This window comes from Alloprevotella tannerae ATCC 51259 (assembly GCF_000159995.1).
In the GTDB taxonomy this organism is placed as follows: Bacteria; Bacteroidota; Bacteroidia; order Bacteroidales; family Bacteroidaceae; genus Alloprevotella; species Alloprevotella tannerae.
In genome coordinates, this window is the sequence record NZ_GG700643.1 from 468145 (window position 1) to 487172 (window position 19028).

The following is a 19028-nucleotide window of genomic DNA, read 5'->3' on the forward strand; positions in this document are numbered from 1 at the left end:
ATCGGACGCCAATCGATAAGCGTGTCAACCTGATTGAGGAAGTCGTTTTGTGCTTTGCGATAACGCTTTGAAAGGAGTGCGTCTGCAAATGTTACATGCTCATCGGTATTCTTGGATTGGTATGCCATGGGAGGAGTATTATGCTGTTTTTAATGCTCAAATATACGAAATAACTTCCTATTATACAATGAATTAACAAACAAAATACACACCAATCGCTGTGCAAAGGTCTCATAGGGTTGGTCTTTCAAAACAAGCCAACGCCCGTCTGCGGAAAGCGTCAACGACCAAGCCTAATGAGTTGCGTTGCGGGGATGAGCTTTGGTGGTTTAATTTATCAGCATGTTCAAATAGATATAAGCGACCGATTTGAAAGATCAGCCCTAATCACTTATAGTCGCCTATATTTTATCAAACCCTTCGCCATCTTGCTATGCCCATCAAAGAAAGGCCGTATTGCGTTTCGTATAGAAAAAACAAGTGCAAAGCCTCCACGACACACGCACAAAGCACACATTATTTATTCTATTTGCCTCCACCCAAAGTACACCGAGGATACACAAAATTCCCACTACGTGTACGCCTATTATAGGCCTCGCATTTTTCATTTCAATCCCTTTATAGACTATCGTAAAGAGGCTAAAAACGATGCCCAACTGCAACTTTTAGCAAAGCGTTCTTAGAGTGAACGCGCACGAACTTACACAGAAAAGCACCCACCCTGCGCCTTTCTTTTGCTTGCCGGCGGCCGTGTTCGATGGAAATCTGCTAACTTTGCAAGCAAATAACATCTTGTACGTATGAACATTGCCGTCATTTTTGCCGGAGGAGCGGGCGTAAGGATGAATACTAAGTCGCGCCCGAAGCAGTTTCTCGAACTCAATGGCAAGCCTATCATCATCTACACGCTCGAATTGTTTGACAATCATCCGCAGATCGATGCCATCGTTGTGGCTTGTTTGAAAGAGTGGATCCCCTTTCTGAAGAAAATGCTCAAGAAGTTTGAGATCAACAAAGTTGTGAGCATCGTCGAAGGCGGAAATACGGGGCAAGCATCTATCTACAACGGCCTCGAAGCAGCGGAACTTTTCGCCCGCAAGCAAGAGTCGGCAGCGACAGAGTCGCCCATTGTATTGATCCACGACGGCGTGCGGCCGCTAATTACCGAAGAAACCATCACAGACAACATACAAGAAGTTCGCCGCTCCGGAAGTTGCATCACGTGCATCCCGGCTACGGAGACCTTAGTCGTACAAGAGTCTGACGGCAGCTTGGAAATTCCTACCCGCGCCAAGTCTAAAATAGCGCGTGCGCCGCAAAGTTTTTACCTCAAAGACATTATCGCCGCCCATCGCCGCGCTCGCGAAGAAGGACGCGAAGACTTCATCGATAGTTGCTCTATGATGAGCCATTACGGCTATAAGTTGGGCTTGGTAATGGGGCCGATGGAGAACATCAAGATCACAACGCCGACCGATTTCTTCCTGTTTCGCGCGATGGTGCAAGTACATGAGAATCAGCAAATCTTTGGTTTCTGACACGTATGCCCACGTTTTCTACGCTCCGGCGCGATGCCGATGAATTTGTAGCGCACACCCGCTTCGCAGAAGCCCTCCGCGGGCAAACGATACTCATCACGGGCGCAACGGGCTTAATCGGCGCCACGCTCGTGCGCTGCTTGTGTGCACTCAATCAAGCCCACGCACTCGGTTTGCACCTTTTGCTGCCCGTAAGAAGCGTGGAAAAAGCGCGCCGGCTCCTTCCTGCCGACTGCGGACTCTTTTTCCAAAGCACGTTGAGCGAACTTTCTGCGACTTGTCCCGCACGAAGCGTCGACTATATTATACATGGAGCAGCCCCGACGGCTTCAAAAAGTTTCGTAACACAGCCGGTCGAAACCTTAGACGCTATTTTCAACGGCACACGTGCCGTACTCGATTTTGCGCGCGCCGCAGAAGCGAAGAGCGTCGTCTATCTGTCGTCCATCGAAGTCTATGGGCGCATCACCAACGACGAAGTGCCGATCACCGAAGCCGATCAAGGCTATGTTGATCCCCTCGCCCCGCGCAGCAGTTACAGTTTGGGCAAACGCGCAGCCGAATGTCTTTGTCGAGCCTACGCAAGCGAATACGGCACACCCATAAAAATAGCCCGCCTCACCCAAACTTTCGGTGCCGGCGTAGGGCGCGAAGATGGGCGCGTCTTTGCCATGTTTGCCCGCGCCGCACTTCAAAAGCAGGACATCACATTATTGAGTACCGGAGAAACGCGCCACAATTATTTATATACGACCGACGCGGCCGAGGCCTTGCTCACCTTGCTCTTCAAAGGCACTAACGGCGAGGCCTACAACGTAGCCGACGCCGACAACTATGCTTCGATCCGCGAAGTAGGCGAAAGCGTGCTGCAAAGTTTCGCTCCCGCGCAACGATTACGCATTCAGTTGCAACCCGATGCCCCCTATCCACCCACCACGCGCTTACGCCTGTCTACGGAGAAGTTGCTTGCGCTCGGCTGGAAGCCGCGTGTGGGCCGCGAAGAGATGTTTCGCCGCGTCATAGAAGCCATGCAAGAGGAAGAATAATGGATAATCTGAAGGAGAAAACGGCCGGCGGCTTGCTTTGGGGTGCACTCAACAGCGGCAGCATGCAGATCCTCAACGCCTTGATCGGCTTCGTGCTGGCGCGGCTCTTGGATCCGGCCGACTATGGTATAGTGGGGATGCTCACGATCTTTATCGCCATTGCCGGCAACCTGCGCGACAGCGGCTTTGCCTCGGCCTTGGTCAACTTAAAGCGGATTACGGACAACGACTACAACGCCGTCTTTTGGTTCAACCTGCTTTCCAGTCTGGCCATCTACGTCCTACTCTTCTTCTGCGCGCCGCTGATTGCCGACTTCTACCATCAGCCCGCCCTCGTCTCACTTTCGCGCGTCATCTTCCTGAGTTTTGTGATTTCAAGTTTCGGACTTTCGCATAGCGCCTACCTCAATCGCAATATGCTCAACAAGGAAAAGGCGCTCATCACACTGGTTGCGATGATCGTTGGCGGACTTGTAGGCATCTTAGCCGCGGTGGGCGGTCTGCGCTATTGGGCCTTGGCTTGGCAGAGTCTGACTTACATCACGCTCGTCAGCATCGGGCGCTTCTATTATTCGGCTTGGCGCCCATCATTCCGCATTGATTTTAGCCCGATTCGCAAAATGTTTGGCTTTAGCAGCAAGATTTTGGCAACGACCATCATCAACACCGTGGGCAACAACGTACTCACCGTCATTCTGGGCCGACTTTATCCGGCGCGCACCGTCGGCAATTTCTCGCAGGCTTATAAATGGGACGCGATGGGCTATGGTTTCATTTCCGACATGGTCTTGCAAGTGGCCCAACCCGTAATAGCCGCCATCGAAGGCGAGGAAGAGCGCCAGTTGCGCGTATTTCGCAAACTCATGCGCTTCACGGCGATGCTGGGTTTCCCGGCTTTATTCGGCCTATCGTTCGTAGCCAAAGAATTTATTTTTGTTACGCTCTCCGCCAAGTGGGCCGACAGCGTACCACTCCTGCAAATGCTTTGCGTAAGTGGCGCATTTATGCCTTTTTATACCATCTATCAAAACCTTTGCATCGGGCGCGGACGCTCTGATCTCTATATGTGGGGGACGCTCTCACTGGTTCTCGCCCAACTATTGCTCATTACGGGGCTGCATACCTTTGGCGTGACGACGATGGTGGCCGCTTATGCGCTGCTCAACATCTTCGGCCTGCTCATTTGGCAATGCTTTGCCAAGCGCCTCATTCATCTTCGATTCCGTCAGGCCTTGGCCGACATTCTTCCCTTTGCCGGCGCGTCGCTCGCAGCTATTCTTATGGCCTACGGACTCACGTTTTTTCTTTCCAACATCTACCTGCTGCTCATCTTGCGCATCATCTTAGTGGGCGGCATCTACTTCGGCAGCCTCAAGCTCTTCCGTGTGCGGCTGCTCGAAGAGGCTTTGGATTATTTCCGCAAACGCCGCAAGGCATAAAAGCCCATTTTCCCAAGCTTCCATCGCCGTTCTTCAATGCTTGCCACCAACAATAGTCCATCGAAGATTGTCCTTTTTTCTTCTGAAGCCCGTTTTCCCTTGCCTCCAACGCCATTCTTCGATACTTGCTACCGACAAAAGCCCATCGAAGATAATCCATTGATCTTCTGAAGCCCATTCTCCATTCATTCGCGCCTCAAATAACCCCATCAAACTCAATCCTATTTCCACACACGACCATCCCCAAACGCTTCCCGTCTCAAATAACCCCATCGGGGTTAGTCTTTTGGCAGGGCAGGGTTAAGTTGCAAAGCGGCTTAACCCTGCATAACGCGCCCCAACGTTGACAACCCCTTAGGGTTGGTCTTTCAAAAAAACAGCCGCAAACAGAGACGCGAGCCCTAATGCCCCGGAACAAACGCAACAAACGCCCTTTTCATCGTATAAATCATTCACTTTTAAGCGCACAAATAGGAGAAAAAACCGGCACGTGCCCACCTGCGACGTTTTTCATCACGAGAATAAATCTTTTTTATCGTGAGATGAAACTCTTTTTATCACGAGAACAAACCTTTGTCATCACGATGAAAAACACAAACAGTCCATTTTTCAAAAGCAACAACCTAATTCTACGGATAAAAAGCCCCACCCTTTGCACAACGAAATAGCGAACTACGCCGAAAAACGAACACCAATAAAATGCAAAAACAGGCGGTTTCATCGCATATTAAGCCCTATTTCCTACAAAATAATCTGTACGCAGCCCTCCAACCGACAGGGCGAAACGAAAAATGGAGAGCAAATCAAAAAAAGGCTTTTCATAGTCGATTATAGTCCGCTTTTTATGAGCAAAGCGTTGCACTTCCCCACTCGATAATCGCACGAACGCAAACAGAACCTTTCCTTGGTCGACGGTTGCTACGCGAAATAAGGATAATTCGCGAGTTTTTCCTTTGGCTATCATAACGATATATGTACCTTTGCAAGATAATAGCGGGAAGAAAGCCCCTTCTACTCAAGGACTATGCCTGAATTTAAGATTTTATCTCACATCAATACGCCGGACGATCTCAGACAATTGAAGCTCGAAGATCTGCCGACGCTCTGTGAAGAATTGCGCGAGGATATTATTTATGAGTGCTCGCACAATCCGGGCCACTTGGCCTCAAGTCTGGGTACGGTAGAATTGACCGTAGCCTTGCACTACGTTTTTGCTACTCCGGACGACCGCATCGTATGGGACACCGGACATCAGGCTTATGGGCACAAGATTCTCACCGGCCGCAGAGAAGCTTTTCATACCAACCGCAAGTTTGGCGGCGTTCGCCCCTTTCCCTCCCCCGAAGAAAGCCCTTATGATACCTTTGCTTGCGGCCATGCGGGCAATTCCATCTCTGCGGCACTCGGTATGGCCGTTGCAGCTCTCAAAAAAGGCGAGGAAAACCGCCATATCGTGAGCGTGACCGGCGATGGAGCGATGAGTAGCGGCTTGGCCTTTGAAGGACTCAATAATACATCAGATACGCCCAATAATTTGCTGATTATCCTCAACGATAATAATATGAGCATCGACCGCAGTGTGGGCGGTATGAAGCAATATCTGCAACGTCTGCACACGTCGGCCGCTTATAATGATTTGCGCTTCCGCCTTTCGCGCCGACTGATGCGCTGGGGGGTGCTCGATGATTCAAAAAAGAAAAAAGTATTGCGCTTCAACAATGCGATTAAAGCGCTGCTCACGGATCAACAAAACATCTTTGAGGGGATGAATATCCGTTATTTTGGGCCGACAGACGGACACGACGTCATCCAACTGGTCGAAACGCTGCGCCAAATCAAGGAAATGAAAGGGCCAAAGCTGCTCCACTTGCACACAATAAAAGGCAAAGGACTCAAACCTGCGGAACAGGCGCCGACGATTTGGCACGCACCGGGCAAATTTGACGCGGAAAGCGGCAAACGCTTGGGCGAAGGCGCGGCACAGCAAGCCCCGAAGTTTCAAGACGTGTTTGGAGAAACGCTGCTTGAGCTTGCGCGCACCAATAAAAAAATCATCGGCGTCACGCCGGCAATGCCTACAGGTTGCTCTATGAACATCTTGATGCGCGAAATGCCGGATAGGGCTTTTGATGTGGGCATTGCGGAGGGCCATGCTATGACGTTCTCAGCCGGTATGGCGAAAGAGGGATTGCAGCCCTTTTGCAACATTTACGCATCCTTTGCACAGCGGGCGTATGACAATATTATACACGACGCGGCGCTGCTCAACTTGCCGGTAGTCTTGTGCTTGGATCGCGCGGGACTGGTCGGCGAGGACGGGCCTACGCACCACGGCACTTTCGACTTGGCCTCATTGCGCCCCATTCCGAACTTGACGATTGCTTCACCTTATGACGAATGCGAATTGCGGCGCTTGATGTACACGGCGCAAACGCCGAACAAGGGCACTTTCGTAATTCGTTATCCGCGAGGGCGTGGTCGTTTGCTCGATTGGCGTTGTCCGCTTGAAGAAGTTCCTATCGGGAAAGGTCGGATTATGAAGGCAGGAAAGGATCTGGCGATCATCTCACTCGGACCTATTGGCAACTTGGCGGCAGATGCGATTGCGGAACTGGAAAAGGAGACGCCGGCATCTATTGCTCACTACGACTTGCGCTTCCTTAAACCGCTCGACACGCAACTGCTGAACGAAATCGGTAAAAGCTTCGACAAGATCATCACCATCGAGGACGGCGCACTCATGGGCGGAATGGGAACGGCGATATTAGAATATATGGAGGACAACGGATGGAATCCGCGCATCAAACGCTTGGGCTTGCCAGATCAGTTTGTGCCCCACGGTAGCCCGAATGAGCTCTATCGCCTCGTAGGCTTGGACAAAGACAGCATCAAACAGGCTGTTAGACAATTACTCGCCGATCCTACGCTCGCCAAAAGCTGATAACATTGATGTAAAAGCAAGAAAAGCGAACCGCAACAGTGCGCTTCAAATGCTGTAACGCTCTCTTCAAATGAAAATTATTATTGCAGGCGCCGGCGCAATAGGCCGGCATTTGGCTAAACTCTTCACGAAAGAGCATCATGACATAACACTCATTGACGAAGATGAGGATAAGTTGCTCAACATCGGAGCCAACTTCGATTTGCTTACGCTCTGCGCATCGCCAACTTCGCTCGCCACGCTTAATAATGCGGAAATAAAGAAGGCAGATCTGTTTATAAGTGTGATGCCGGACGAGGCGCATAATATTATGAGCTGCATTTTGGCCAACCGCTTGGGCGCCAAGAAGACCGTAGCGCGTGTAGACAACCCGGAATACGCCCATTCGCAAAACGAAGAGACATTTCAGAGCGTAGGCATCAACTCTATTGTTTATCCAGAGCAACTTGCCGGCTTGGAAATCATCCATAATATTAAGCGAAGCTGGGTCCGTCAGTGGATAGAAGTGCAGGACGGAGAGCTACTCTTAATCTGCGTGAAAGTACGCGAAGATGCGCGCTGCTTAGACGTGCCCTTGCGCGATCTTTGCGCACCCGATATGCCTTTACATGTTGTCGCCATTAAACGCCACGGCGAAACGCTTATCCCACACGGCAACGATGTCTTGCGCTGTTTGGACGCTGTTTATTTCATGACGACACCAAAGTATGTTCCTTATTTGCGCGAGATAGCTGGAAAAACAGACTATCCGGACGTAAAAAACGTATTCTTCCTCGGCGGCGGAAAGACTACCGAGCGCGCCCTTGTACATCTGCCCGACTATATGCGAGCTAAAGTCTTTGAAGCCGACGTTCACCGCATCGAGCAATTGGATTCGACACTCACGAATCCACATATAATGTTTATACATGGGGATGGGCGCGACATAGACCTGCTTATCGAAGAAGGCATTCACAATGCGCAAGCTTTTGTGGCAGCTACCGGCAACTCAGAGACCAATGTGCTGGCCTGCCTTGCAGCCAAACGCCTCGGCGTTCGCAAAACCGTCGCCGTAGTTGAGAATTCCGACTACATAGCAATGGCCGAAAGCCTCGATATTGGTTCAATTATCAACAAAAAGCGGCTCGCTGCGGGCCACATTTACCGCATGATTCTCAAGGCAGACGTAACGACGGTGAAGAACCTCACGGTTGCGGCCGCCGATGTCGCAGAATTCGTTGTCAAAGAAGGATCTAAAGTGACGCGGCGTCCGGTTAAGGACCTCAAACTTCCGCCCGAAGTGACGTTGGGCGGAATGGTCCGCGGCAAGGAAGGCGTCCTGATCAATGGTAACACACTCTTGCAGACCGGTGATCGCGTTGTAGCGTTTTGCCTCGAAGGTTCGCTCAAGCGATTAGAGAAATATTTCAATTAACGCCCGATTCGCGCAGCGACAATCCCAACCCGCGGCGGCATAACCCCAACCCGCGACGCACCGCCCTCATCTGCCGCCTGCCAAACCCGAATTCAGACATATTATATATAGCGATCAAACAACAATACCCGATTATGAAGAAAGTTATATTAGCCCTTTTCGTCTTCCCTATCGTTGACGTAATGTTTCACACTGAGAAAGCAAAAGGATTAGACGCCTACACGCTCTGTTTAGCCGGACTTCTTTTCGCTTTCACCTTTATCGTCTTCCTGATTTACCTATGGAAGGGCCGCAACTTCGGACAACATTTCGCGTCGGCCGGAGAAGAAGTGCGCGAACTTGACTTGATGCCCGCCCGCTTCGCAGCCATTGAAAGCGAATTTGGCCCCATCACACGAAAAATCGCCTTCAGCCACTACATAGACGACATTGCAGCCAACGCCTTCGCCTTCGACGAATCACGCACCCTGCTTGTGTTCAACCGCCCCATAAAATACGACGACATCGAGCGGACAGATTTAGAATTTAGCGGAGAATATTGCGTCAAGATTTGGCTCCACAGCGACCACGGCCACTATGTAGCTTTCTCCTCCTCAAACGGCCGCGCTGCCAAAGCGTTAAAAGACGAACTCGACCGCATTTTCCCCGCCGGAAAAACGGCTTAACACCGACCACAGCAAGTTTTCACGCCTCAACCGCCCATTTATGACCAACATTGCCATCTTTGTCTCCGGCAGCGGGACCAATTGCGAAAACATTATTCGCTATTTTCAAGACTCCAAACGCGCCCGCGTCTCACTCGTGGTGAGCAATAAAATCGACGCCTACGCTTTGGTGAGGGCGCACAACCACGGCGTACCCACCGAAGTGTGGACAAAAGACCGATTCTCCGATGCAGCCGCCACCATCGAACTGCTTTCATCTTACAAGATCGACTTCATCGTCCTCGCGGGCTTTCTCCTGAAAGTGCCCGACTATCTAATCGTGGCCTACCCTCAGAAAATCATCAACATTCATCCTGCCCTCCTGCCCCTCCACGGCGGAAAAGGAATGTATGGGCACCATGTTCACGAAGCTGTAAAGCGAGATGGCGACACCGAAACCGGCATTACGATCCACTACGTCAACGAAGAGTTTGACGCCGGCAAGATTATTTTTCAAGCCCGCGTTCCCGTGCTCCCCACCGACGATGTGGCGGCCATCGAAGCCAAGGTTCACACCCTCGAACAACGCCATTTTCCGGAAGTAATCGACAATATTTTGCCCGAATAGGCCCATCCGGTTTTATCGAAGTCCACTGCCGAAAGCGCAATGCCCCGACAGGCTTCGACAAGTTCCCATCAGCGTACCCCTTGCGTCAATAATCGCCGCAGCAAGTACGCTGATCGCATTTTTCCGCCCCATCGGCGGCGCTTTCCGTCTGATTTTCAATTACAGAAAAGCCAAGGAGCGAATCATCGCCTCGCATTTTGCCAACTTCACCGCGCACTATGTGGCTTAAAAAGATAAAAGGCAAACCTCCGGAGACACTTTTTCAGATGCCCGCTTCTTTTTATGCCGTTTTTACAGTAAATTCGCCGACAAATAAAACAAGAAATCAAAATACGACAACGATATGGTACGCAAAAAAGCATTGTTAATGATTCTCGACGGTTGGGGAATTGGCAACAAAGGCAAGGGCGATGTGATCTACAACACGCCGACGCCTTTCCTCGACAAACTTAACGCGGAGTATCCTCACAGTCAGTTGTTAGCAAGTGGTGAAAACGTCGGACTTCCCGACGGACAAATGGGCAACTCGGAGGTGGGCCATTTAAACATAGGCGCAGGCCGCATCGTCTTCCAAGACCTTGTGAAGATCAATCGTGCAATTGCCGACGGCTCCATTCTTGAAAACAAAGAAATCGTTTCGGCTTATCAATACGCAAAGGAGAAAGGCTGCGGACTACATATTATGGGACTCGTCTCTAACGGCGGTGTCCATTCCGAATTGTCCCACTTATTCAAGCTCATCGACATAGCCGGCACTTACGGCGTCGGTGATAAAACTTACGTCCACTGCTTTATGGACGGCCGCGATACGGATCCGCGCAGCGGAAAAGGCTTTATCGAAAAACTCGAAAAGGAATGCGACAAGCAGGGCGCACACGTGGCTACGATCATCGGCCGTTTCTACGCGATGGATCGCGATAAGCGCTGGAACCGATTGAAGATTGCTTACGACAACCTCGTCAACGGCGAAGGACGCCAGGAAACGGACATGGTGGCAGCTGTGCAAGGCTGCTACGACCGCTCGACGGAGAAAAACAAGGACACGGATGAGTTTATGGAGCCCTTGGTTAACGCCAAGGTCGATGGGCGTATCAAGCCCAACGATGTCGTTATTTTCTTCAATTATCGCAACGACCGCGCCAAAGAGTTGACCACCGTCCTCACGCAGCAAGATATGCCCGAAGAAGGTATGCAAACCATACCGGGACTGCAATTTTATTGCATGACGCCCTACGATGCATCGTTCAAAGGCGTCCACATTCTCTTCCCCAAAGAGAACGTACAAAATACGCTCGGCGAATATCTGAGCAACCGGGGCTTGAAGCAGCTCCACACGGCCGAGACGGAGAAATATGCCCACGTCACGTTCTTCTTCAATGGCGGACGCGAAACGCCCTATGAAGGTGAAGACCGCATACTCGTAGCCTCTCCGAAAGTAGCCACCTATGATTTGAAGCCCGAAATGAGCGCTTTCGAGGTAAAAGATAAGCTCGTCGAAGCCATTCGCACAAACAAATACGACTTCATCGTTGTCAACTTTGCCAACGGCGATATGGTCGGTCACACGGGCGTCTACGAAGCAATCGAGAAGGCTGTGATAGCCATCGACCAATGCGTGAATGAGGTCGTGACGGCTGCCAACGAAACCGACTACGAGACGATTATCATCGCTGACCACGGCAACGCCGACAACGCAATCAATGCCGACGGCTCGCCCAATACGGCTCACTCGCTCAACCCCGTGCCTTTCATTTACGTCACGGCAAATAAGGGTGCGAAGGTGAAAGATGGCGTCTTGGCCGATGTGGCGCCGAGTATCTTGCACATCCTTGGCCTGCCGCAGCCCAAGGAAATGACCGGCCACGACTTGATCGAAGATTAAGCAATTTCTTTTTCATTATATTGATGCCTCCGCGCTTGCCCATTCTCTTTGGGCGGGCGCGGAGTTTTTTGTATCTTGGCTATCGGCCGGCCTATTTCGCGCCCTGCAAGCGCCATCGGGCCGCGCGGACCTCTCCACGCTGCTTCCGCCTATCGCCGGACTTTTTGCGTAATGTCCGCCCCGCGCGCCGGATGCTCCGCAGGCCGTTACGGCATTCTTTTTGGGGAGTCAGTAGCACGCATTATGTATCCACGCACAATCGAAAAGGTTTTGCGCCCCGCTGCACGATGGGCCGCCTCGTTCCCACGTCTGAGGTTTTTCATCGTGATAAAAAAGGTGTGCGCTCGTGATGAAAAAGGTCTGCGCTCACGAGCGTAAGTGCTTTTCATCGTGAGCGTAAAGGTAAAAATCGGGATAGCTGCCCATCGCCGACCGGCTTTGCGCGTTTTTTAATGGGTGAAAGTTTCTCCAAAATCGACAGACAGGCCGATAAAGCATAAGCCTTGCGGCCCTTTCTGCCAAACTAAATCGAGAAGAAAAAGGGTGGAAGCATACACAGCAAAAAGTAAAGCGGCTACGATCAGTGCCGTTTTACGCAGAAAACAGGATGTAAGGATCAGTTGTTAGTCCATTGTCTTTAAGACGTTTGCCCATTGCGAAGCAAACGCTTGCCGAGGTAACTTACAGGATAGCGCACGGAAAGAAAACCTACGACGATGACGGTGACAAAGATGACCAAGATGTCTTCAGCGCGCACGCTGACGGGATAGGCATCGACGATGAAGCTACCGGCCGTCGTCCCGAGGCGCAGTAAGCCGTATTCTTGCTGTAAAAAACAGAGTAACAGGCCTAAAAGCAGGCCGATGATCGCGCCAAGCGCCGTAATGAGTCGGCCCTCAAAAAGGAAGATGCGTAAAATATCTTTATCCGTTGCGCCAAGATGGCGAAGGGTGTCCACGTCATCGCGCTTGTCGATAATGAGCATCGAGAGACTGCCGATGATATTGAAGCAGGCCACGAGGGCAATGAAAGTCAGGAAGAAGAAGGCAAAGAGTTTCTCGATTTTCATCACATTGAAAGTGCCCTCTTGTTGTTCGTAGCGGTCCATTACTTTGAACGTAGGGCCGGCCAACTTTTGCAGTCGCTCTTTGACATCAGCCTCGTCAGCGTCCGACTTTAATTTGAGTTCCAAAGCGGAGATACAGCCTTGCTTCTCAAACAGATCTTGCGCAAAGGAGAGGGGACAAAGCATGTAATTGTTGTCGTATTTTGACTGGTAAACTTGGAAGCAGAGGTTCGAACTTTGGAGGGTACCGACGTTAATGTTTTCGGCGGGATTCAGCAGGTTGATTTGCTCGCCCTTGCGCGGGACGCAGATTTCCACCTCGCCGAAATTGAGGCCGCCAAGCGAATTGGCCAGGCCGAAACCGGGGATGCCGTAATTGAGATTGGCGCGCTGAAGTTCAAAATCTCCCTTGCCGTAGAGAATCTGCCGAATGCCCGTCACGTCTGCATAGCGCTCGTCAATGCCTTTCAGGCGAATGACCGTCGGACGCCCTTTGAAGAGAATCAGGGCATCATCGTTGAGCGTGGCCGAAAAGGCGGCCACAGCCGGATCCTTACGGATCGCATCCAAATGCGGATCGTCGGCCGCGGCCACCTTCCCCTTAGTGGGCACGACCTCAAGCTGCGGATCAATCGTCGTGAACAAGCCGCCGATTAAGTCGTGGAAGCCGTTGAAACCCGAGAGTACGCAAACCATAGCCATCGTGGCGAGCGCCACACCTCCGACGGCGATGCTCGAAATTATGTTGATGGCGTTGTGTCTCTTTTTAGAAAAAAGATAACGGCGGGCGATAAAGAAGGGGAAATTCATAATGCGTGGCGCACGGGCTTATTGCTTGAGCAATTCGTCGATGTGCTCGATATAATCGAGCGAATCGTCGATGAAGAATTTCAATTCGGGGATGATGCGCAACTGATGGCGCACGCGCTTACCCAGTTCGAAGCGCACCGTCTTTACGTTGGCGTTGATGTTGGCCACGATTTCTTCGCCTCTTTCTGAAGGAAAAACGCTCAAATATCCGCGGCAAACGCTCAGATCCGGAGAAATCCGGACGCGACTCACACTTACGAGTACGCCGGGCGCTTGCTGCGTCTGGCGCTGCAGCATATCGCTCAATTCTTTTTGGATCAATCGCTCTATTTTTTGCTGTCTGGTCGTTTCCATATTTGTCTCAATGCTATTTTGCCACAAAGATAAAACAGAAAAAGCAGACATGCGAAAGAATATCTGCATTAAACGACTTCTTTTGTGGGGGAAGGGCGACACAAGCGCCAATATGCTGCTCCGCCGCGTGCGATGATCGCACGCGGCGGAGTGCTTTTTTGCGTTGAAACAAAGCGGACGGGGCGCACACGCGCAACTGTTGCGCCGAAAACAAGGCGGCGGGAAAGGAAAGTCCTGGCGGCAAAGGCGTGAACTCCTACCGCGGCGATTTAAGTCGCTGCGGTGGGAAAGCGAACTCGAGCGGCAGGAGAGCGCGTCAGACGTATTTTTCGCCCAAGACGATTTCGGCTTCCTTGAAGAGCTTTTTCACCAAGGCGTGGTCGTCGTTAGGACAAATTACAAGCACATCGCCGTGCTCCGCAACCAAGAAGCCGTCAAGACCGCGAATAACGGCACGCTTTTCAGCCGGCAGATAAACAAGATTGTCCTTGCTGCCGGCGAAAAGAACTTGAGGATCACCCAACACAGCATTGCCGTCGACGTCTTTCGTCGCGGCGCGGCGCAACTCGGGCCAACTTCCGATGTCGGCCCATCCGAAACGACACGCTTGCACAAAGACATTTTCGCACTTATCTAAGACTACGAGGTCAATAGAGCGGTGATAATTAGTCGGATAAAACTGACGGACAAGGCGAATCTCGCTTTCTTGCGTGAGCGTGGGCCCTTCTTTTTTGATGAGGGCGTCGATTTCGGGCATCAAGGTATGGAGGGTGAGCACGATGGTGCTTGCATTCCAGAGATAAAGGCCCGTATTCCAAAGAAACTCGCCGGAATCGACAAATTTTTGTGCGTAGTCGAGGTCAGGCTTTTCCGTAAACGACTTCACAGCAAAGAGATCTTTACGCTTTTCTTGCCCCATTTGAATATAACCGTAGGCCGAATTGGCGCATTGGGCCTTAACGCCCATCGCCAGCATCGCATTGTGGTTCGCTACGAAGTCCAAACCGGCCTCCATCTCGCTAATGAAGGTAGCTTCATCGCTGATGAGCTGATCGCAGGGCGTCACTAAAATATTGGCCTCCGGATCACGCAGCGAAATGTGGTAAGAGGCCCACACCGTGGCAGGCGCCGTAGAAAGTTGGACAGGCTCGGATAAGATATTGTCGGGGCTGACGTCGGGCAACTGCTCTTTAACCATCGGCTCGTAGTCGGCAAATGTCGAGATGTAGATATTTTCGGTCGGTATGAATCGAGCCATACGCTCGTAAGTCTGTTGTATCAGCGTCCGGCCCGTGCCAAAGAAATCGAGAAACTGTTTAGGCATATTCCTTCTGCTGAGAGGCCAAAGACGCTTGCCTACTCCGCCGGCAAGAAGGATGCAATAGTTGTGCTGTTTTTTCATTTGTGTACGACGATTTTTGGTTTTGAATCTGCCGCTAATTTAATCTTTTCGCGCGAAATAAGCAACTATTTGCTCCGGCCTTTACGTTAAATCTGCTAAATATCGAATTAAACCACCCATAAGCCTTAACGGCACGCGTTTATCGCAGCTACTTGCCGGCTTGGTATAAGTATGCGCCGCCTCGCCTCCTATTCTCCGCCTCAAACATCGAAAGCCGATACACATTATATATATGGCAGACCATAAGTTTGCAAACGGAGGAAACTTTGCATAAATACCCTTTGCCGCCTGTCGGATAAACTTCGAGCAGGGACGTATAAGCTTTAATCCTGTTGCCGACAAAGGATTAAAATCGCCAACAAATGCGCGCGCAAGGCGCATCTCTCCCTTTCCGCACCTTATCATTTTATGGTTTGCCGAGGCCAAACGATAGTTTGCTGCCACCAAACCATAGTTTCCTCCTAGCAAACGATAGTTTGGTCCGAGCAAACAATGAACGAGCGAAATTTTCAGTTGCACAATAGCCTTTGAATGATTTATTTTAGGAGATGCGAATTATGAAAATCACGTCCAAAGCGCACTACGACAAGATGGAATAATCGCGCAGAAAGTCGCCCCAATCACAGCACAACACCAAGGCCTCTGTTTTAATAAAATGGCGACAAAAATTACAGAAGTATGCGAAAGAAATCAGCTTCCTTGTAGTTTATTGAATAAGCCCTTATCTACCGCGTCGTTTGACTAATAATTTTATAAATATGACTTCTTGCGATAGAATACAGCTGATAGACGCAACAAAATTAAACATTCAAAAGAGATGGTAAGCGGCAAAAAAGAATAACAAAACAGCCATATACCACATAAAAGACGAAAATGTGCAAGATGGCAATAAAATAATCTTTTGAGACACTTTGATAGAGAAAAGATAAAATACTGGCTTCGAATAGATGGCTTTAGTAAAAAAGAAATGCATTGTAGCAAACAAGAATTGCCATTTTGTTATAACTAAATAACGGCAACAACAAAATATTTTGAAGAATGGTTTGTGCAAATAAAAAAAAGGCTGCATATTTGTACCGTTATTACGACGAATACACAGTTAATCCTTAACAGGTAAAATATTATGGATATAAAAAATGCTTTCGCAGGTACGCTCGAATCGGGAGATATTCTGATTCAGATCGCACCTTCAGAAACAGGAACGCTGCAGGTTGATCTGGAAAGCAGCGTCGCTTTCCAATTCGGAGAGCAAATTAAAAAAGTAATCACAGAGACGCTTACCGACTTGGGCGTAGACAACGCACTGGTTAAAGCAACAGACAAAGGGGCCTTGGATTGCACAATTCGTGCTCGAGTGACGGCAGCTGCCGTTCGCGCTACGGGCAAGGACGTATGGGCTTAATGCCGAAAACAAAACATCTATTAGAAGGAATACTATGCAACGACTAAGAAGAACTATGATGTTCGTCCCGGGAAACAATCCGGGAATGATGCAGGATGCTTTTATCTACGGCCCTGATTCAATCATGCTGGACCTTGAGGACTCGGTTACGATGGCCGAAAAAGATGCGGCTCGCCTGTTAGTACACAATGCACTGAAAACAATCGATTACGGCAACACGGAAATGGTTGTGCGTATCAACCCACTCAATACGGCTTATGGAAAGAAAGACGTTGAGGCTGTCGTAAAAGCCGGCGTCCACGTGATTCGTATGCCGAAAACGGAAACAGCCGAGGAGGTGCGCGAGGTAGAACGCGAAATAGAGCGCGTAGAGAAAGAAATCGGCTGCCTCGGCCGCACAAAAATTATGGCTGCCATTGAAAGTACGCTCGGCATTGTCAACGCTTACGAAATCGCCGTGGCTTCTGAGCGTATGATGGGCATAGCTCTTGGCGCAGAAGACTACTGCGCAAACTTGAAGACGCAACGCTCGCCGGAAGGCACGGAGCTGCTCTTCGCTCGCCAACAGATTGTCGTAGCTGCACGCGCAGCCGGCATCGACGCGCTTGATACGGTCTACTCTAACTTGAACGATATGGAAACTTTCCGCAAGGAGGTAGAGCTGATCAAGCAATTGGGCTTCGACGGTAAGTCAATCATCAATCCTCGCCAGATTGAGATCGTCAACGAAGTATTTGCTCCGACGGAGAAAGCCATTGAGAAGGCTAAAACGATTATTGCTGCCATTAAAGAAGCTGAGAAGCGCGGTAGCGGCGTAATCGCCGTAAACGGTAAAATGGTGGACCGCCCTGTAGTAATCAGAGCACAACGTACTATCGACTTGGCCCTCGCGTCAGGCATAATTTCTAAGGAGGATTTACAATGAATAAGATAAACGACAGAGCTGCTATGATCGAGGCGGCAGCTGCCAAAATGGGCAAAAAAACATTTGTTGATGATCTTAAGAAAGTCGGCACGCCTCGCTTAGAATATCAAAAGACTTGTTCGAAGGTCGTTACGCTGGAGGAAGCTATCCGCCAAAGCGGCTTGAAAGATGGGATGACCATCTCTTTCCACCACCACTTCCGCGGTGGCGATAAGGTGGTTAACATGGTCGTAGCTAAACTGGCTGAGATGGGCTTCAAGAATCTGCATATCGCAGCTTCAAGTTTGCAGGACGTACACAAGCCCTTGATCGAACATATTCGCAACGGCGTAGTCAATCGCTTGTCGACTTCAGGTCTTCGCGGCGAATTGGCCAATGAGATTTCACACGGCTTGATGGATGAGCCCGTTGTATTCCGCTCTCACGGCGATCGCGCAAGTGCCATCAAACGCGGCGACTTGCATATCGACGTGGCTTTCCTCGGCGCTTCTTCTTGCGACCCATTGGGAAATGCTGCCGGCTATTCTCGCTCTGAGAATCCGAAGTCTATTTGCGGTTCACTCGGCTATGCGCTTCCTGATGCTGAATATGCAGATAAGGTTGTGATCATTACGGATGACCTCGTAGACTATCCGAACACGCCTAATTCTATTTCAGAGCATAAGGTAGACTTCGTTGTAGAGGTAGAATCAGTGGGCGATTCTTCAAAGATCGCTTCCGGCGCTATTCGCGACACGAAGAACCCACGCGACATTCTTTTGGCACAACAGGCAGCGAAGGTGATCATCAATAGCGGCTACTTCAAAGATGGCTTCTCTATCCAGACGGGTTCCGGCGGAGCATCTTTGGCTGCAGTGAAGTTTATCCGCGAAAGTATGATCGAAAAAGGCATCAAAGCCAACTATGCGCTCGGTGGTATCACGGCTCATATGGTTAAGATGCACGAAGAGGGACTCATTAAGCGCTTGATCGACGTACAATCTTTCGATAAGGTTGCTGCTGAATCAGTGAAGAACAATGAATTCCACAAGGAAGTTTCGGCTTCTGAATATGCCGCAGCTGACGAGCAAGGCTCTGCAACGCACTATTTGGATATCGTGATCCTCTCTGCTTTGGAAGTAGACGTTGACTTTAATGTGAACGTGCTTGTAGGCAGTGATGGTATCATCCGTGGTGCAATCGGTGGCCACCCTGATACGGCTGCCGACTCTGCGCTTTCTATTATTGTGTGCCCCTTGCTCCGCGGAAGAATCCCGTGCGTGGTTGATAAGGTAACAACTTTGATTACGCCGGGTGCTACGGTTGACGTTGTCGTAACGGAATACGGCATCGCCGTTAATCCGCGCCGTCCGGAAGTGGCAGAACGCCTTCGCGCGGCCGGCTTGAAGATTGTCGATTTGAACGATTTGAAAGAACGCGCAGAAAAGATCATTGGCCAACCCGCTGAGTTGCCGTTTGGCGAGAAAGTGGTTGGCGTTGTGATGTATCGTGACAACACGGTACTCGACGTGATCCGTAATATACAGGGATAAAAAAG

16 protein-coding genes and 1 pseudogene are annotated in these 19028 nt (G+C 50.4%); 11 read left to right on the plus strand and 6 right to left on the minus strand.

The features are described 5' to 3' along the window. Nucleotides 1–128, minus strand: a pseudogene (locus GCWU000325_RS12025) (IS5/IS1182 family transposase); the annotation flags it as partial. Between the two features lie 672 nt (nt 129–800). Here GCWU000325_RS12025 and GCWU000325_RS07995 point away from each other — a divergent pair. From GCWU000325_RS07995 to GCWU000325_RS08005, 3 genes are read left to right on the plus strand one after another with little or no spacing between them, the layout of a single operon-like run. Then, nucleotides 801–1538 (plus strand): IspD/TarI family cytidylyltransferase, encoded by a 738-nt coding sequence (locus GCWU000325_RS07995; RefSeq protein ID WP_006255869.1) that lies wholly within the window; start codon nt 801–803, stop codon nt 1536–1538. A gap of 5 nt (nt 1539–1543) precedes the next feature. Next, nucleotides 1544–2584, plus strand: a complete 1041-nt coding sequence (locus tag GCWU000325_RS08000; protein WP_006255870.1) for an NAD-dependent epimerase/dehydratase family protein — start codon at nt 1544–1546, stop codon at nt 2582–2584. After that, complete coding sequence (locus GCWU000325_RS08005; RefSeq protein WP_006255871.1) at nt 2584–4023, plus strand: lipopolysaccharide biosynthesis protein; 1440 nt, start codon at nt 2584–2586, stop codon at nt 4021–4023. The genes GCWU000325_RS08000 and GCWU000325_RS08005 overlap by 1 nt, the downstream gene beginning before the upstream one ends. Nucleotides 4024–4056: 33 nt before the next feature. Here the strand turns inward: GCWU000325_RS08005 and GCWU000325_RS08010 are convergent, their stop codons facing one another. Together GCWU000325_RS08010 and GCWU000325_RS08015 are read right to left on the minus strand one after the other, a co-directional pair. Further along, a complete protein-coding gene (locus GCWU000325_RS08010; RefSeq protein ID WP_006255872.1) occupies nt 4057–4296 on the minus strand; it encodes a hypothetical protein in 240 nt (79 codons plus the stop codon). Nucleotides 4297–4750: 454 nt separating this feature from the next. After that, a complete protein-coding gene (locus tag GCWU000325_RS08015) occupies nt 4751–4987 on the minus strand; it encodes a hypothetical protein (protein WP_006255874.1) in 237 nt (78 codons plus the stop codon). Between the two features lie 60 nt (nt 4988–5047). Here GCWU000325_RS08015 and dxs point away from each other — a divergent pair, with 60 nt between their 5' ends. From dxs to gpmI, 5 genes are all read left to right on the plus strand, one after another. Beyond that, on the plus strand, nt 5048–6964 hold the full coding sequence (dxs, locus tag GCWU000325_RS08020) for a 1-deoxy-D-xylulose-5-phosphate synthase (protein WP_006255875.1): 1917 nt from the start codon (nt 5048–5050) through the stop codon (nt 6962–6964). A 70-nt stretch (nt 6965–7034) separates the two neighbouring features. After that, nucleotides 7035–8378 carry a Trk system potassium transporter TrkA gene (gene trkA, locus GCWU000325_RS08025; RefSeq protein WP_006255876.1) on the plus strand — a complete coding sequence of 448 codons (1344 nt, stop codon included), beginning with the start codon at nt 7035–7037 and terminating at the stop codon, nt 8376–8378. 134 nt (nt 8379–8512) lie between these two features. Continuing rightward, a complete protein-coding gene (locus GCWU000325_RS08030) occupies nt 8513–9043 on the plus strand; it encodes a hypothetical protein (protein ID WP_006255877.1) in 531 nt (176 codons plus the stop codon). 40 nt (nt 9044–9083) lie between these two features. After that, nucleotides 9084–9650, plus strand: coding sequence for a phosphoribosylglycinamide formyltransferase (gene purN, locus GCWU000325_RS08035; RefSeq protein ID WP_006255878.1), 567 nt, complete (start codon nt 9084–9086; stop codon nt 9648–9650). Between the two features lie 343 nt (nt 9651–9993). After that, complete coding sequence (gene gpmI, locus GCWU000325_RS08040; protein ID WP_006255881.1) at nt 9994–11532, plus strand: 2,3-bisphosphoglycerate-independent phosphoglycerate mutase; 1539 nt, start codon at nt 9994–9996, stop codon at nt 11530–11532. A 637-nt stretch (nt 11533–12169) separates the two neighbouring features. Here the strand turns inward: gpmI and GCWU000325_RS08050 are convergent. The 3 genes from GCWU000325_RS08050 to GCWU000325_RS08060 form a co-directional block, all read right to left on the minus strand. Continuing rightward, complete coding sequence (locus GCWU000325_RS08050) at nt 12170–13408, minus strand: FtsX-like permease family protein (protein ID WP_006255884.1); 1239 nt, start codon at nt 13406–13408, stop codon at nt 12170–12172. Between the two features lie 18 nt (nt 13409–13426). Next, entirely contained in the window at nt 13427–13762 is a 336-nt protein-coding gene (rbfA, locus tag GCWU000325_RS08055; RefSeq protein ID WP_040599533.1) for a 30S ribosome-binding factor RbfA, read from the minus strand. Between the two features lie 316 nt (nt 13763–14078). Further along, nucleotides 14079–15164 carry a mannose-1-phosphate guanylyltransferase gene (locus GCWU000325_RS08060; RefSeq protein ID WP_006255887.1) on the minus strand — a complete coding sequence of 362 codons (1086 nt, stop codon included), beginning with the start codon at nt 15162–15164 and terminating at the stop codon, nt 14079–14081. A gap of 1123 nt (nt 15165–16287) precedes the next feature. On the opposite strand from GCWU000325_RS08060, the gene citD reads away from it, so the two are divergent. The 3 genes from citD to citF are packed head-to-tail and all read left to right on the plus strand — an operon-like array spanning nt 16288 to nt 19023. Beyond that, nucleotides 16288–16566, plus strand: coding sequence for a citrate lyase acyl carrier protein (citD, locus tag GCWU000325_RS08075; RefSeq protein ID WP_006255890.1), 279 nt, complete (start codon nt 16288–16290; stop codon nt 16564–16566). Between the two features lie 34 nt (nt 16567–16600). Then, nucleotides 16601–17491: a citrate (pro-3S)-lyase subunit beta gene (citE, locus tag GCWU000325_RS08080; RefSeq protein ID WP_040599534.1), complete on the plus strand. Its 891-nt coding sequence runs from the start codon at nt 16601–16603 to the stop codon at nt 17489–17491. Beyond that, entirely contained in the window at nt 17488–19023 is a 1536-nt protein-coding gene (gene citF, locus GCWU000325_RS08085; protein WP_006255892.1) for a citrate lyase subunit alpha, read from the plus strand. The genes citE and citF overlap by 4 nt, the downstream gene beginning before the upstream one ends. Nucleotides 19024–19028: the final 5 nt, after the last annotated feature.